Below are 14,077 nucleotides of genomic sequence, written 5' to 3'. Positions count from 1 at the left end.
GTCCACCGTGTCCTCGTCCTCGGTCGGGCAGAACGGGACTCCGTTCGTTCGGCAATGCAAGCGGGTCAGCCAACGGCACCGAGGATCGGCGCCCAGGTGGCACCGGTGAGTGCGGCCACCGCCTGCTGTTCGGAGAGCGGGGGAGCGGCACGGGTCGGCTTCGGGACGTCCGAGCCGCTGCCGCCGCCGGTGCTGTTCCACTGCACGATCTGAAGCTGCGCGCCGGTTGCCTTCAGGGTCACCGTTACCGTCCAGCGGTGGGCGGTGTCGGCACGAGACGGGTGCTTGGCCGCATTCCGCTCCGACATCACCACGGCCCCGCCGGGAATCTCAACACTGCTCGGCAGCTCGCTCAGTGTGCAGGTGTCGCCTTTGGCGCGGGCGGGCGACTGCTTGCAGCTCAGACCGTCGCCGTCCCCGAGCGGGAGCTTGAGCCGCACGGCCGAGACGCCGACGTAGGCGGCGCCGTGCCCGTCGTCGACGACCAGTCCACCGTTGGCTACGTACCCGCTCGACGGATCCGAGGGGTTGTTGCTCTGTCCGGTGACCTGACTGAACCGGCCCCCCGGGAAAGTCCTCTCCAGAGCCTCGATCATCTGGTCGCCGGTGACTGCAGAGCGGGGCATCGCCAAGGCCACCGTCTCCATGCCGGACCCTGCGGAGCGGGACCCGGCGAGCACGCCGGGGATCACCAGGCCGCTTGCCACGATCACGGCGCAGGCGCCGACCCCGGCCAGGACGCCGGCGTTGCGCCGACGCCGACGCCGCCGCCCCCGCTCGACGGCTCCGCCCAGGAGCGCGGTGAGGTCGGGTTCGAGGGAGTCGGTCGTCCGGTCGAGGGCATGTGCGATGTCTGCTTCGAACGGCATGGTGGCATCACTTCTCTTCGGCTGATGGGGGCGTTGCGGCGGCAGACCTGCGTGTACCAGTGCTCACTGCGGAACCAGATCGGACAGGCTGTCGCCGAGCAGCGCGCGCAGCCTGCCGAGTGCGCGGGTGCCCTGCGAACGGACCGCGCTGCTGCTCAGCCTGAGCATCTGGGCGGTCTCCTCGATGCTGTGGCCCTCCCAGTAGCGCAGCAGCAGCACCGCCCGGTCGCGGGGCGGAAGCTGACCGAGCGCCTCCAACAGGGTGAGCCGCAGTGCGGCATCGGGGCCGGACTCCGGGCTGTCGGGCATGTTCCCGACCGGACGCTCGCCGCTGCTGCGCCGGCGCCGCAGGCTGAGGAAGGTGCGGACCAGAACCGTCTGGGCATAGGCCGCCGGGCTGTTGGCACCGGCCACCCGGCCCCAGTGCACGTACACCCGGCTGAGGGTCTCCTGGACCAGGTCCTCGGCGAGATGCGTGTCGCCGGCCGCGAGTGCGTACGCCGAGCGGTAGAGCGCCTTCGCCCTCGCGGTCACGAACTCCAGGTACGCATCCTCCTGTGCTGATTTCACTCGGCCCCGCCTGTTCTCTTGTTCTGTGATCCCCGTGCATACCTCTCATGACTACGTGAGACGTCAGGATGTCGCGCGGCAGAGGCATCTTGTTTCCCACCGCTGCCGTGCACGGTGCCCGAGCCGGAGGGAGCCCACCGCTGATCTCTGGCGGTGTATCGGCTCCACGTGCGCCCGGCCGGGCGGAGCTTCACCCGCTCCGCCCGCCGCCGAGCCGTTGCCTGATCATCCGCCTTGTGCGGCGGGACGGTTCACAGTTTCGTGAGCGTCCCATCGGCGGAAGGGGGTGTGGTGTTCGTGCAGGAAGGCGTCGAGGGTGCGGGGCGGGCGCCCGAGGATGTCGATGACGGTGGTGGTGGGGGTTTCGGGTCGGGCAATGGCGAGTTGCTGGATCTCCGTCACGTGATCGGCGAGCCAGACGGGCATGTGGGCGTTGTGGATGAGGTTGGCGCGCAGTTCGTCCGGGGTGAGGTCGACGTAGCGGACCTGATTGCCGGTCAGGGTGGTCAGTCGTGAGGCGAGTTCGGGGTAGGAGACGGCTTCGGGTCCGGTCAGGGTGTAGGTGCCGCCGGCGATGCCGGGGCTGGTGAGGGCGGCGGCGGCGACGTCGCCGATGTCGCGGCAGTCGATGTAGTTGCAAGCCGCGTCGCCCGTCGTGCCAAGGATGATGCCGCCCTGGGTGACGGTGGGGGCCAGGCGCAGGAGGTTCTGCATGAACGCGTAGGGGCGCAGGACGGTAGGGGTGAGGCCGCTGGCGCGCAGGTGTTCCTCGACGGCGTGGTGTCCGCGGGAGATGGCGACCGGGGAGTCGGGTTCGGCGGCAGGTGCGGAGACCTTGACGATGTGTCCGATGCCGGTGTGGGCGGCGATGTCGATGACGCGGGTTTCGAGTTCGACCTGTGCGGGGCTGTTGGCCATGGCGAGGAAGAGCTGGCTGGCGCCCCTGAAGGCGGTGTGCAGGGAGCGGGGATCGGTGGCGTCGGCGTACTGAACCTCAACGGGCTTTTGGTGTGCGCCGGTTATGCCGGGGATCGGCTTGTGCGGGGTGCGGGTCAGTGCGCGGACGGGTGTATCGAGTGCGAGCAGGCTGTGGAGCAGGGCGTTCCCGGTTGCTCCGGTCGCTCCCATGACAACGATCATCGTGTGCTCATTCCTTGGTGACTTCCGGCGGCGGGTGCTGCCGGGGGTGGGTGTGGTCGGGCTCGGGCTCGGGCTCGGGCTCGTGGGGCGGGTGGGCCCGGTGCGGATGGGCTATGTCGGGGATGCTGTGGTGGTGGTGCGCCAGCGCAGGGTGACGATGGTGGTGGCGAGGGCTGCGGATACGGGCAGATCGATGCGCAGGCGCTCCAGCCACGGGGTGGCGGGGATCGGGCTGTGGGCGGGTAGCCATTGGGCGGTGAACCATCCCAGCAGGGCCGCCGCGCCGGCTGAGGTGATGACGAGTACGGCGGTCAGGGCGACGCGCGGCGTGGTGGTGGTCCACCGTCGGGGCTGCCCACCGTGCCGCAGCCAGGTGCCGACCAGGAACGCCACCACGGCGGAGGTGCCGGCGATGGAGGTGCAGGCGGCCAAGGCGAGGTCCTGCTGCCCGGTGACCACTCCGGCGGTACCGGCCATCAGCGCGGGGGCGGCGTAGGCGGTCAGCACCTCGCGCCACAAGGTGAACGGCCGGGACCTCCGGGAGGCCGCCCGGTTTCGGCTGGTTCTGTCATTTGTCGCGGGCATGCGGGCCTCTTTCTCGTTCGTCTGAGGGGGAGCGAAGGGTTGCGGAGGAGCGGGCAGGCCTACTCCGCCAAGGTGATTAGGGGGCTAACTATTGCCTCGTAAAAAGGGCCCTACCCGGGGGTGGGGCCAAACCGGCCGAGGGCCGGGTCAGTCGGCGGCCAGAGCCGCACTGCCGCGCACGACGCGGGCGAGCAGATCCAGGAACACCGCACGCTCCTCGATGGAAAGCCCGCCCACCATCGCCTCGAGCCGCCCGAAATGCTCGGACGCCATGTCGCGCAGGCGCTGCGCACCACGCGCGGTCAGAACGGCCACCGTGCCCCGGCCGTCCTCCGTCGACGGGCGGCGGGCGATCAGGCCCTCGCGTTCGAGGCCGTCCAGCAGGCCGGTGATCGTGGCCCTGGAGACATCGAGGTCGGCCGCGAGGCGCGAGGGGGATTTCTCCCCGCCGTGGTCTTCGAGATCGGCGAGCAGGCGGTAGCGGCCCGTCGACAGGCCGAACCTGGCGAAGTGCGCCTCGGCCGCCCGGCCGACCCTCGCCCCCGCCGAGATCAGCCGCACCGCGACCAGCACCGCCTGTGGATCGACCTCGAGGCCGTAGTGCTCGACCTGCCGCCTGGCCTGGTCCAGCGTGGGTGCCTCGCCGTCGATGCCGTCCCTCGTCATGTAAATAATATGGCGGCTAATCACTTGAGCTGTCAAGGCGCCCCGATCTCCGCCCCGGGCTCGCCGACGTACGGATGGCGGACGGCGGCCGCTGCGGCTACGTCGACCGCACGGGCCGTACGGTCATCGGGCCGCGGTTCGACGGAGCGAAGCCCTGCGGCCCCGACGGGCGGCGCCCGTGCGGGTGGGTGACCTGTGGGGCCTGATCGACGAGAACGGCGAGTGGATCGTCGAACCGTCCTTCCCGATGCTGGGCCCCTTCGACGCGAACGGCCTCGCCCACGTCCTCGGCGGTTCCGCCGGCAACCACTTCCGTGGCTTCCCGAACGCCATCACCGACGCCGACGGCTGGGCCCTCGGGTTCGGCTCCGGGACCGGACTCGCCGCCTTCGTCACCCGTGACGGCTGCGTCGCCCACGTGGACCGCGACGGCCTCGACGTCTGCCGGGTCGTGCCCGCCGCGGACGGCGCCGCCCTGCGCCCGGTGGACCCGGCCGGAACGGCCCTGTGGGAAACCACCGCGGCCGCGGGCGGCTGCGCGCACGTCGCCCCCGCCCACCGCCGGGAGGCGCACTCCCGCCTGGTCTATCCCGGTGCCCCGCGGCGGGACATCGCCGAGCTCGCGGCCGGGCTGCTGGCCGCCGAGCCCCGTCGTTTCGAGCCCTGCTCGCTGATCTTCGACTCCGGGAGGACCCGTACGAGCCCGCCGAGCCGGCGGGCGACCCGGAGGCGACCGAACACGGGTCCCGGCGCCGCCTGGCCGATGAGCGGCGCGCCCCTTCACCCCCGCATCCTCACCGGAGACCGACAAAGCTTTGAGCCGGGTTCGGTGGCGCCCGGCTTCGCATCCGTGCATCACGGGATACCACCCGCCCCAAATGGAACAGCCGTTATCGGCACGATTACATGACAAGTAATCAGTAGGGGTTGAATTGATGAAAGCCCCCTATGCCTTCGGAATGCTGAGCTGTCATATTCGCAGCGGATCGCCCCGCTCATCTCGTTGCACCCATCAGGGGGAAGGCAGGAACATGGGCAAATTCAGGTACGGAACCACGGCGTCGGCCATCGTGCTGGCCGCCTTGGGATCGCTCGCGGCCGCGGGAGGCACGGCTCACGCGGAAGCGGGCCAGGACACCATCACCATGCTGAAGCAGGAGAAGACCCAGTGGTGCTGGGTCGCCTCCGGGCTGACCATCGCCAAGTTCCAGGGCTTAGGCTCCACGCAGACGGACTTCTGCAACCGGGCCCAGCCCTACTACGGCTGCAACAACCAGCCCGCCACGCTCGACGACATGGCCAGGGGCTGGAGCAGCCTCGGCATGGCCCACACCGGCTCGGGCCTGAACAGCGCGGCCACGTTCAACCAGGTGTACACCGATGTCAAGGCGGCCCGGCCGATCGGTGCCCGCATCGGGTGGGCGTCCGGTGGCGGCCACATGAACGTGGTCTACGGCTTCGACACGTCCAACAGCACGATCGCCGTGGCCGACCCGTGGCCGGACACCACCACGTACACGTGGTGGAACTACAACGACTACGTGAGCAACAGCTCGTCGAAGTGGACCCACTCCCGCATCGGCATCTCCCGCTAAGGCAGGCGACATGCGCGACACCGAAATGTCCGGCAAGCGGACGGGCTCTCGCTTCTCCCGCCTGTCCATCGTCATCGCACTGAGCGCATCCGCGCTCCTGTCCGTCGTCGGTCCGGCCCATGCGGCCCCGGCCAAGGACCCCCTTCCGGCCGACATCCCCGACTATCAGGCCGCCCTCGACGCGGTGAAGTCCACCGACGTGCGCAACGCCGTCTGCCGCTTCCTGCGCACTCCGGTGCCCACCGGCGGTGCCGGCGGGCCGGTGCAGACGATCCCCGAAACGGCCGAGCCGTGCCAGGACCTCCCGGCCTTCACGATCAAGGACCCGCTCGCACGGAACGAGATCACCCCCGGGTTCGTCGCGGGCACCGCCAAGCCACTGCCCACCGAGGCGGTCAAGCTGACACAGCTGGTCTCCTCACTCAGCACCACCGTCAACGGCCGCAACGCAACCGTCATGCTCGCCCCCACCCAGGGCGGCGGCTGGCACCTGGCGGCCATCCGAGACGGCGACAGCGACGCCACGTACGCCGGCAAGGCCACCCTGGGCACGCTGGTCTTCACCGAGCCGCAGATCCGCGGCTGGTACCAGCTCAAGCTCACCACCGTCGAACCCCTCAACGACGAGGCCAGGCAAGGTCTCGGCGGCCAGGCATCGGTATCGCTCAGCGACTACCAGAAACTGGTCAAGGCCCGCTACGCCGACAAGCTGCCCGGCTCGGAGTACGACACCAACGGCTACTCCAGCGGCTACAGCACCCAGAGCAAGGCGGACGAAGCCTCGTCCTCCACCCTGCTCCTCGCCGGCGGGTCCAGCGCGGCACTCGCCCTCGCGGGCGGGGCCGCCCTGCTCCGCCGGCGCCGGCGCGCAGGCACCTGCTGAGCCGGACCCGTACGCGCCCCCACTCCGTCCCGGCAACCAGCCGGGACGGAGTGGGGGATCGGCGGGAGGGGTCCACAGCCGGTCATCGTGACCGCAGCCACCGCACCCGCACCCGCACCCGCACCCGCATACTGCGTCTCGGCGCGGGCGTGCGGAGCGAGGGCGGAACGGACCCATGCCGCACGCTGCCCATTGTCGGCGAATATCGATCCTTCATCGGTATCGGATCATCGCATGTGGCGACTCTTTGGAATGAACGAAGTATGCGGAAACCGTTGGCCAATCCATGAATGCTGCTACCAATTACCCCGCGCTCGGAACCGAGTTGGGGATGTCTCTCGCGTCAATTCGCGAATCCCATGCCTACAGCAAGAACGGATCCCGTCCCATGGCAATCGCAGTCCGCAAGACGCTCGCCGTCGCGATGCTGGCCCTGACCGCTTCCCTCCTGCCGGCGGCCGGGGCGGAAGCCGCCAGCGCCACGGCTCCGGCCTTGCGTGCTCCCGGTCTCTACTGCCTCGCCAACACCTGGGACACTCCGAAGGTGTCCACGAAGCCGTGCGATGCCGCTGACCGCGGACAGCACTGGACCCTCTCGGGCCAGCAGATCTCCCTCCGCAACGCTCCCGCCTACTGTCTCGCCAACACGTGGAACACCCAGGACGTCTCGGTGAAGCCGTGCGACCCCAAGGACCAGGGCCAGTACTGGACCGTCTCGGGCCAGCAGCTCACCCTCACCTACGCGCCGGCCTACTGCTTCGCCAACGCCTGGAGCACTCCGAACCTCTCGACCAAGCCCTGCGACACCGCCGACCGCGGCCAGCGCTGGGCGATCTTCAACGACCAGATCAGTCTCGCCGCCGCCTGACCCGCTCCGCCGGCACGCCGCCCGGCCGGGTCCATGGGTGTCGACCGCATCGACGGGGGCGGCGGCGGGGCGGGCCGGCGGAGCGACCACCACCGGGTGATCAAACGGGGCAGGACCAGCCGGGCGAATCACCCGGCGGGGTCTTCGGCCCGCCCGAAATGAAAGGCCGCTCCACCGCCGCGGATCGCCGGTGAGTCCGCGCGGTGCGGCGTTGTGTCACGTGGTATCAACTCAGAGAGCCGCCGGAGTGGATCGCCGCGTTCCGCAGGGGCGTCGAGCCGGGAGTTGATGCGCATGTCGGCCGAGAGTCCCGTCGGAGCACCGAGGGCGCCGTCGCCGGATCCCTTCGCCCAGGTCAGGACACGCGGCTATATCGGTCTCCTGGTCATGGCCGCGGTGCTCGGAGTGCCGATCTCCGCGGGCGCGTACGGCTTCCTCGCGCTGGTCGATGCGCTCCAGGATTGGACGTACACCGACCTGCCCGAGGTGCTGGGCCTGCAGGGGACCCCATCCTGGTGGCCGCTGCCGCTCCTCGCGATGGCGGGTCTGCTGGTCGGAGTGATCATCCGCTACCTTCCCGGGACGGCCGGCCACAAGCCGGCCGAGGGGCTGTCGACGGCAGGCGCGCCGGAGGCGCGTGAGCTCCCCGGCATCTTCCTCGCGGCCGTGGCCACGCTGGGGCTCGGCGCCGTTCTCGGACCCGAGGCGCCGCTCATCATGCTCGGCAGTGGCGTGGCCGTCTGGGCGGTACGTCTGCTCAAGCCGGGCACGCCGCCGCAGGGCAAGGCCGTGCTCGGCGCCGCCGGAAGCTTCGCCGCGGTCAGCACTCTGCTCGGATCGCCCATCACGGGGGCCTTCCTCCTCATGGAGATGTCGGGCATCGCCGGGCCGATGCTCGGGATCGTGCTGGTGCCGGGCCTGCTCGCCGCCGGCATCGGCTCGCTCGTCTTCATCGGCCTGGACAGCTGGACCGGACTCGGCACGTTCTCCCTCGCACTTCAGGACGTACCGCACGCCAACGCGCCCAGCGGTGCCGAGTTCGGCTGGGCACTCGTCATCGGACTCGCGGCGGCCCTCGTGGGCACGGGCATCCGACGGCTCGCCCTGCTCCTGCAGGCGCGAGTCGAACGGCACCTTGTCCCCGCCACCGTGCTGATGGGCCTGGCGGTCGCGGGGCTCGCCATCGCCTATGCCGAAGGCTCCGGGAAGGCCGCGACCGAGGTGCTCTACTCGGGGCAGAGCGCTCTGGGCCCGCTGCTCGCGAACAGCGCCCACTACACCGTCGGCACCTTGACGCTGCTCGTCGCCTTCAAGGGGCTGGCCTACTGCGTCTCACTGAGCGCCTTTCGGGGTGGCCCGATCTTCCCGGCGATGTTCCTGGGGGCGGCGGGCGGGATGGCCCTCTCGCACCTTCCAGGGCTACAGCTGACCCCCGCGTTCGCGATGGGCATCGGAGCCATGTCGGTCGCCATGCTCAAGCTCCCGCTGACCTCGGTGCTGCTGGCCACCCTGCTGCTGGGTACGCAGGGCCTCACCGTCATGCCCCTGGTGATCGTCGCGGTCGTGGTCGCCTATGTCGTGACGCTCAGGCTCAGCCCGGTTCCGGCCGGAGGGCCCGGGACCGGCGCGCCGAAACACACCACGACGTCGTGACACACCGTCAGTTCGCGGCCCGCGTTCCGCTCAGCGGTTCCTCCTGCCGATGGGCCTCGCGGCCGGCCTCCCCGAAGATGGGTTGGTGGTTCGGGTGGCTGACCGGGTGGCGACCTTCTGTTACCTGGCGATCGGCGTGGTGGCGGGGAGGCGCTCGTCTCCGTCGTGATCGTGGTGGGCCTCCTCCTGGGAGGGCTGTTCTTCCTCGCCATGGTGAGGTTCGACCGCCAGGCCACGGAGACGGAGCCGGGTGGGGCGGACTCCTTCACCACCTGACCGAGAGAGCCGCGCCCGGCCGGCTGACTTCCGTCGGGTTCGAGACCGTCATGACCACACCGGCCCTCCAGGGCGCGTGACCGAACCTGTCACCCGAACCTGCACCAGACCCGTATCAGGACGGCGACCCACCGGCGGACAGACGCCGCCCGCCCGCCGGAGGGCCCGGATGGGGCGGCATGCCGTTGACACATGGCGAACGGCGTGCGAAAAAGACCTCATGCGCTCGGCCGGTATCCTCGTCTGAGCTGCGGTTCTCCGCGTGACCGGGCCACCATTACGGGGCCCGTGCCGATGCCGGGGGTCGCGTGACGATTCACTGTCACCACATACGAGACTGTCGAACAGTGGGCACACCACCGCACAGATGTGAACGGACGACTCTGCTTTGACCACGATTCCCGGATCCCGTGTCCCGGGGCGGACGTGGACGGTCCGTCTGACCGGCCACGGTGACCACACCGTCTCCGTCACCTGCAGCACCGCGGCCTGCCGCATGCCGCCCCGGTCCAAGGACACGGCGGCCATGCGACGGTTCGCCGCCGAGCACTGCCGAGCGCACGCCCGCCTCGCCACCGTCCGCCCCAACGCGGCGTGTGCCTGCCGGGCCGCCGAATGCGGATTCCACGAGGACACCAGGGCCGCGTGCACCGGCGCCCCCCTGCTCGTCCTCATCCACAACCCGGCCGTCGGCCAGGTCTGGACGCTCGCCGAGATCTGTCAGGCCTGCGCACCCCTGATCTCCCACACCGCCGTCCTCGGCCGCGCCGAGCAGTCAGCGCCGCCGCGTTCCTCCGCGGCGTCGCCCCCTGCTTCGTCCCTCCCCGCCTCACCGGCTCCGGCACGTGTGGCGGTGGCCGGTGGATTTTCGTCCCCCGAGGCCGCTCCCGAGGCCGTCTCCCGCCGCCGCCCGTACCGCGGCGGCCCCCGCCGCACCCGCTGACGGCCCGCCGTACGAAGCCTGCCGCTCGTCGGTCGCCCGCGCACTCACCGGGCGACGTCGGGGCGGCAGGGCGGGCAGCCGGGCGTGTCAGCGGGGTTCCAGCCGTATTCCATCTGGCGGGCAGTGCGGCGGGCGAGTTCGACACCGTGGAGGCGCCCGACGATGTGGAGGCTGGCGTCGATGCCCGCGCTGATTCCCGCGGACGTGACGATGTCACCGTCGTCGACCCACCGCACGTCGCGGCGCACCCGGATGTCCCGCCAGCGATCGGCCAGTTCGTCCTGATCCTCCCAGTGGGTCGTGGCCGGACGGCCGTTCAGAGCGCCGGTGGCGGCCAGCAGGAAGGCGCCGGTGCAGATGCTGAAGGTCAGCGCGGAGGTCTTGCGGCGTCGGGCCAGCCAGTCGATGACCCGCGCGTTCTCCTCGACGGCCGTGGTGACCCCGCCGGGGATCACCAGGATGGCGAAGGGCGGGTCCTCGTCGAGGGTGTGGTCCGGCACGACCTTCAGTCCGCCGCGGGCGCGGACCGGCAGGGCGGTCGCAGCGACCGTCACGACGCGCAGCAGGGGCTCGTCCGTGGCGGTACGGGACAGTCGGCCCGCCGTGCTGAAGACCTCGAAGGGGCCTCCCATGTCGAGGACTTCGACCTCGTCGAAGACGAGCATGCCGAAGGTGAGCGGGGCAGGGGCGTCACGGTTCATGGCACCAGGCTCAGGGTTGGCGGGGCTCGGGTGACAGTGTCGTGAACGGCGACCACCGCTAGGATCCCGCCATGAGTCATCACCTGGTCGCCTGTCTCGCCTTCGACGGGATGGCGCCGTTCGAGCTCGCCACCGTCGCCGAGGTCTTCGCCACCCCGAGGCCGGAGCTGGACGTGGAGGGCTGGTACCGGTTCGAGTTGTGCGCCGAGACGCCCGGACCGCACCGCGTCGTGGGCGGCTTCGACATCGTGGTGCACCACGGCCTGGACCGGCTCCGGTTCGCCGACACCGTCATCGTCCCGGGAGTGCCGGACGTACGCCGTGACGTCCCGCCCGCGGTTCTGGACGCGCTGCGCGCTGCGTACGCGCGAGGAGCGCGGGTGGTGTCGATCTGCAGCGGGGCGTTCGCCCTGGCCGCCGCGGGCCTGCTGGACGGCAGGCAGGCGACCACGCACTGGCGGCACGCCGGGCTGCTCCAGACGCGTCACCCGCAGGTCACGGTCGACGCATCCGTGCTCTACATCGACGACGGCCCGGTCATCACGGCGGCCGGCACCGCCGCGGGCATCGACGCCTGCCTGCACCTCGTCCGCAAGGACCACGGCTCCGCCGTCGCCGCCCGCTTGGCGCGCCGTATGGTCGTGGCGGCACACCGCGAGGGCGGGCAGGCCCAGTTCGCGGAGCATCCAGTGGTCGCCGAGGCCCCGGCGGACGACCCCATCGGCAGCGCCATGAACCATGCGCTGGACAACCTGCACCGGCGTCTCGCCGTCGGAGAACTCGCCGGCGTCGCTCACCTGTCGGTACGGCAGTTCGAACGCCGCTTCGTCGACACGACCGGTCTGCCGCCCGGACGCTGGCTCACGGAGCAGCGGATCCGGGCCGGCGCGGTACTGCTGGCGTCCGCGGACCACCCGGTCGACGTGGTCGCCGGCCGGGTGGGCCTGACGGTCGCCGGCTTCCGACACCACTTCCGCACGGCGATGGGTGTCAGTCCCTCGGCCTACCGGCGCCAGTTCCGTCAGGCACCGGACCGGACCGCATCCGGGTGCCCGGTGACCACGGAGGCCTGACCGGCGAGGTGTCGAGGTCGTCCCGGCCCGGGCCGCCGTCCACCGTCCCCGTTCCCGTCCAGGCCTCCCACCTGTGTGGATCCGCCGTGAGCCGAGCTCGTGGAGAGCGGGCTCCGGCCGAATGCCGGCTGGAGCGTGTGGGCGTCAGGCTCGGGCGCCGGTCCCTGCCGCGCGGGCGGCCATGCGCCTGCGGCGGAGCAGCAACCAGGCGGCCGACAGGAGCGCCAGGCATCCCGCGAAGAGCCACGGCACCTCCAGGAAGCCGACGGTTCCCGAACCGCGGACGCTGTCCGCGGTCGCCGTGACGGTGAGCCGGCCCCAGCCCGCGACGGGGGCATCCGCCCAGGTCTCGGTGAGGCGGACCTTCTGCCCGGGGAGGAGCTCGGCCGGTACGTTCGCGAACCGCCGTTCGCCGGGCCCTGCCGCGACCACACCGCCGGCGCCGAGGGAGACCCGAGGAGCGAGCTTGACGTTCCCCGTGTTGTGCAGGGTGCAGGCAAGGGTCGATGCGCGGGTGCCGGTCCACGGTATCTGCGGGCTCCGCGCCGTGAACCGTACGTCCTCCACGGCCAGGCCGGGGTGGTGCGGCCCTTCGACGCGCAGATAGATCCTGGCTCCGACTCCGCGCTGGACGCCGAGGTGGGAGCCGTCGGCGGGCTGCACGCGGGTGTCCACCGCGACGAGGGCCCCGACATGGTCGCCCGGCGAGGCGTCGAGGGGGACGGTGAGGGTGACACCGACCGTCACGGCCGAACGGGCCGGCACCGTGACGGTGTCCAGCTCGGGCTTTCCCCAGTCGCCGACGTCCCGCTGGGTCTCCTCGATTCCGCGTACGGCCAGTCCGCCGTCGCGTTCGGTGTTGTGGGCGTCGGCGACGTAGAGGCGGAACGTCAGTTCTGCGGTGGTGGTGTTGGTGACGACCGCGCGGTCCGTGAGCGTCGTGCCGGGCTGTGCTGGCAGTTCGAAGGCGGCCCGCGGAGTGATGGCGGAGTCCGCCGGTCTGACCGACCACTCGCCGTTGTCCGCCGCCCCGGCCGGTGTGGGGGAAAGGGTCGTCAGCAGGACAAGGAACAGGGCAACGAAGGCGGTGCGCATGACTCGTCAGCTTTCCGGGCGTCGTGGGCCGGACGCTTGGCGTCCGGCCCACGGGCGCTGTCAGCGGAGGGTGAGGGAGAGGATGCCGGTGTAGCTGCCGACGGGGGTGTACTTCGGGATGTCGAGGGAGACGGTGGCGTCGGCGGCGAACTCTCCGCCCGTCACGCCACCGGCGGCGGAGGCGGCGGAGGCCAGGGTCGCGCCGTCTTTCCCTACGACGCCCGCGGAAGTCCTTCACGGTGACGGTACCCAGTTCTCCGGCCGACGTGCCGCCGGTGCCGAAGTCGACAGGGGGAGTCGGACGGGTTCCGCCGTGGTGGCCATGGTCAGTACGCCGGCTCCGACCGAGGTGGTGAGCTGCCGCTCTGCCGTACCGGGGGCGGGCGGGTCGGTCGGGTCGGTGGGATCGACCGGACCGGCGGCGGAGACCTTCCAGGCCTGACCGGGCGAGCCGTCGCATGCGGACTGGACGATTCGGGCGCCGGCGGTGGTGGATCCGTAGTGAGGCCGAGTCCTCCGGTGCCGTAGAGGGCGTCGGCGAGCCGGTTGCGCTGGGCGTCCGGCCGGCCGCCCGTGACGTTGGCGAACCAGGCGAGCGCGGTGCCCCACCCCTCGGACGGCGCGTGCTGCTACGCGGGGTCGAGGCGGACCGGGACGGGGGCCGACCGGACGGTTTCGGCCGCGGCCGGAGGCGACGCCGCACCGCCGAGGAGGAGTGCGGCGACGGCCGCGAGCGAGGTCGCGAGGGCGGTGGGCACGTAACGCCGGGCGTTGCCCGGGGGCCTTCTTCTGGTGCCGAGCACAGTTGGTCTCCTGTCGGGAGCGGGAGCGGGAGCGGGAGCGGGAGCGGGAGCGGGAGCGGGAGCGGGAGCGGATGCGTACGAGGGAGAGGAGCGCGTGGCTGCGCCGCACCGGTGCGGGTGCACCGCAGGGGCCGTTTCGCCCGCTTCGACCCCGGGCGCGCGAGTGGGTTCCGTACCGCGTGGATGTTTGCGTTAACATCAGGGGGACGTGTCAAGAGAACCGGCGAGTAGTGCGCCCGCCCGCCCTTGCGGTCCGCAGCGCTAACATCCGTACGGGTGCACACGCACTCCGCTCGGAATAGGGATTCGGAGGTCCGGTTCACATGCCGCGCGAGGTCGGAGCAAGATCACCGAGGT

15 protein-coding genes are annotated in these 14,077 nt (G+C 71.1%); 7 read left to right on the top strand and 8 right to left on the bottom strand.

Going from position 1 to position 14,077, the window contains the following annotated elements; genetic code table 11:
- Nucleotides 1–65 precede the first annotated feature (65 nt).
- From K7B10_RS01180 to K7B10_RS01160, 5 genes are all read right to left on the bottom strand, one after another.
- Entirely contained in the window at nt 66–869 is an 804-nt protein-coding gene (locus K7B10_RS01180; RefSeq protein WP_229334080.1) for a hypothetical protein, read from the bottom strand.
- A 63-nt stretch (nt 870–932) separates the two neighbouring features.
- Complete coding sequence (locus tag K7B10_RS01175; protein ID WP_229334079.1) at nt 933–1,439, bottom strand: SigE family RNA polymerase sigma factor; 507 nt, start codon at nt 1,437–1,439, stop codon at nt 933–935.
- Nucleotides 1,440–1,664: 225 nt separating this feature from the next.
- Nucleotides 1,665–2,579, bottom strand: coding sequence for an NmrA family NAD(P)-binding protein (locus K7B10_RS01170; protein WP_229334078.1), 915 nt, complete (start codon nt 2,577–2,579; stop codon nt 1,665–1,667).
- A gap of 111 nt (nt 2,580–2,690) precedes the next feature.
- The gene (locus tag K7B10_RS01165) at nt 2,691–3,164 is read right to left on the bottom strand and encodes a hypothetical protein (protein WP_229334077.1); all 474 of its coding nucleotides are present in this window, start codon (nt 3,162–3,164) and stop codon (nt 2,691–2,693) included.
- A gap of 147 nt (nt 3,165–3,311) precedes the next feature.
- The gene (locus K7B10_RS01160) at nt 3,312–3,830 is read right to left on the bottom strand and encodes a MarR family winged helix-turn-helix transcriptional regulator (RefSeq protein ID WP_229334076.1); all 519 of its coding nucleotides are present in this window, start codon (nt 3,828–3,830) and stop codon (nt 3,312–3,314) included.
- A gap of 178 nt (nt 3,831–4,008) precedes the next feature.
- Here K7B10_RS01160 and K7B10_RS01155 point away from each other — a divergent pair, with 178 nt between their 5' ends.
- From K7B10_RS01155 to K7B10_RS01130, 6 genes are all read left to right on the top strand, one after another.
- Nucleotides 4,009–4,740: a WG repeat-containing protein gene (locus K7B10_RS01155; RefSeq protein WP_229334075.1), complete on the top strand. Its 732-nt coding sequence runs from the start codon at nt 4,009–4,011 to the stop codon at nt 4,738–4,740.
- Nucleotides 4,741–4,861: 121 nt separating this feature from the next.
- Nucleotides 4,862–5,425 (top strand): papain-like cysteine protease family protein, encoded by a 564-nt coding sequence (locus K7B10_RS01150; protein WP_229334074.1) that lies wholly within the window; start codon nt 4,862–4,864, stop codon nt 5,423–5,425.
- A gap of 10 nt (nt 5,426–5,435) precedes the next feature.
- Nucleotides 5,436–6,308: a hypothetical protein gene (locus K7B10_RS01145; RefSeq protein WP_229334073.1), complete on the top strand. Its 873-nt coding sequence runs from the start codon at nt 5,436–5,438 to the stop codon at nt 6,306–6,308.
- 388 nt (nt 6,309–6,696) lie between these two features.
- A complete protein-coding gene (locus K7B10_RS01140) occupies nt 6,697–7,176 on the top strand; it encodes a ricin-type beta-trefoil lectin domain protein (RefSeq protein ID WP_229334072.1) in 480 nt (159 codons plus the stop codon).
- 294 nt (nt 7,177–7,470) lie between these two features.
- A complete protein-coding gene (locus K7B10_RS01135; RefSeq protein ID WP_229334071.1) occupies nt 7,471–8,829 on the top strand; it encodes a chloride channel protein in 1,359 nt (452 codons plus the stop codon).
- 664 nt (nt 8,830–9,493) lie between these two features.
- Nucleotides 9,494–10,048, top strand: coding sequence for a hypothetical protein (locus tag K7B10_RS01130; RefSeq protein ID WP_229334070.1), 555 nt, complete (start codon nt 9,494–9,496; stop codon nt 10,046–10,048).
- Nucleotides 10,049–10,092: 44 nt separating this feature from the next.
- Here K7B10_RS01130 and K7B10_RS01125 read toward each other — a convergent pair whose 3' ends face one another.
- The gene (locus K7B10_RS01125; protein ID WP_229334069.1) at nt 10,093–10,749 is read right to left on the bottom strand and encodes a DJ-1/PfpI family protein; all 657 of its coding nucleotides are present in this window, start codon (nt 10,747–10,749) and stop codon (nt 10,093–10,095) included.
- Nucleotides 10,750–10,820: 71 nt separating this feature from the next.
- On the opposite strand from K7B10_RS01125, the gene K7B10_RS01120 reads away from it, so the two are divergent.
- On the top strand, nt 10,821–11,822 hold the full coding sequence (locus K7B10_RS01120; protein ID WP_229334068.1) for a helix-turn-helix domain-containing protein: 1,002 nt from the start codon (nt 10,821–10,823) through the stop codon (nt 11,820–11,822).
- A gap of 144 nt (nt 11,823–11,966) precedes the next feature.
- Here the strand turns inward: K7B10_RS01120 and K7B10_RS01115 are convergent, their stop codons facing one another.
- Both K7B10_RS01115 and K7B10_RS01110 read right to left on the bottom strand, forming a co-directional pair.
- Nucleotides 11,967–12,917 carry a DUF916 domain-containing protein gene (locus tag K7B10_RS01115; RefSeq protein WP_229334067.1) on the bottom strand — a complete coding sequence of 317 codons (951 nt, stop codon included), beginning with the start codon at nt 12,915–12,917 and terminating at the stop codon, nt 11,967–11,969.
- A gap of 629 nt (nt 12,918–13,546) precedes the next feature.
- Nucleotides 13,547–13,720 carry a hypothetical protein gene (locus tag K7B10_RS01110; protein WP_229334066.1) on the bottom strand — a complete coding sequence of 58 codons (174 nt, stop codon included), beginning with the start codon at nt 13,718–13,720 and terminating at the stop codon, nt 13,547–13,549.
- Nucleotides 13,721–14,077: the final 357 nt, after the last annotated feature.

It is taken from the genome of Streptomyces flavotricini, assembly GCF_020639365.1.
In the GTDB taxonomy this organism is placed as follows: domain Bacteria; phylum Actinomycetota; class Actinomycetes; order Streptomycetales; family Streptomycetaceae; genus Streptomyces; species Streptomyces flavotricini.
This window is presented reverse-complemented; position numbering and strand designations above follow the sequence as displayed.

Coding starts and splice junctions, on each gene's coding strand:
- K7B10_RS01180 (WP_229334080.1), bottom strand. CDS start 869: ATGCCGTTCGAAGCAGACATCGCACATGCCCTCGACCGGACGACCGAC.
- K7B10_RS01170 (WP_229334078.1), bottom strand. CDS start 2,579: ATGATCGTTGTCATGGGAGCGACCGGAGCAACCGGGAACGCCCTGCTC.
- K7B10_RS01165 (WP_229334077.1), bottom strand. CDS start 3,164: ATGCCCGCGACAAATGACAGAACCAGCCGAAACCGGGCGGCCTCCCGG.
- K7B10_RS01160 (WP_229334076.1), bottom strand. CDS start 3,830: ATGACGAGGGACGGCATCGACGGCGAGGCACCCACGCTGGACCAGGCC.
- K7B10_RS01150 (WP_229334074.1), top strand. CDS start 4,862: ATGGGCAAATTCAGGTACGGAACCACGGCGTCGGCCATCGTGCTGGCC.
- K7B10_RS01145 (WP_229334073.1), top strand. CDS start 5,436: ATGCGCGACACCGAAATGTCCGGCAAGCGGACGGGCTCTCGCTTCTCC.
- K7B10_RS01140 (WP_229334072.1), top strand. CDS start 6,697: ATGGCAATCGCAGTCCGCAAGACGCTCGCCGTCGCGATGCTGGCCCTG.
- K7B10_RS01135 (WP_229334071.1), top strand. CDS start 7,471: ATGTCGGCCGAGAGTCCCGTCGGAGCACCGAGGGCGCCGTCGCCGGAT.
- K7B10_RS01125 (WP_229334069.1), bottom strand. CDS start 10,749: ATGAACCGTGACGCCCCTGCCCCGCTCACCTTCGGCATGCTCGTCTTC.
- K7B10_RS01120 (WP_229334068.1), top strand. CDS start 10,821: ATGAGTCATCACCTGGTCGCCTGTCTCGCCTTCGACGGGATGGCGCCG.
- K7B10_RS01115 (WP_229334067.1), bottom strand. CDS start 12,917: ATGCGCACCGCCTTCGTTGCCCTGTTCCTTGTCCTGCTGACGACCCTT.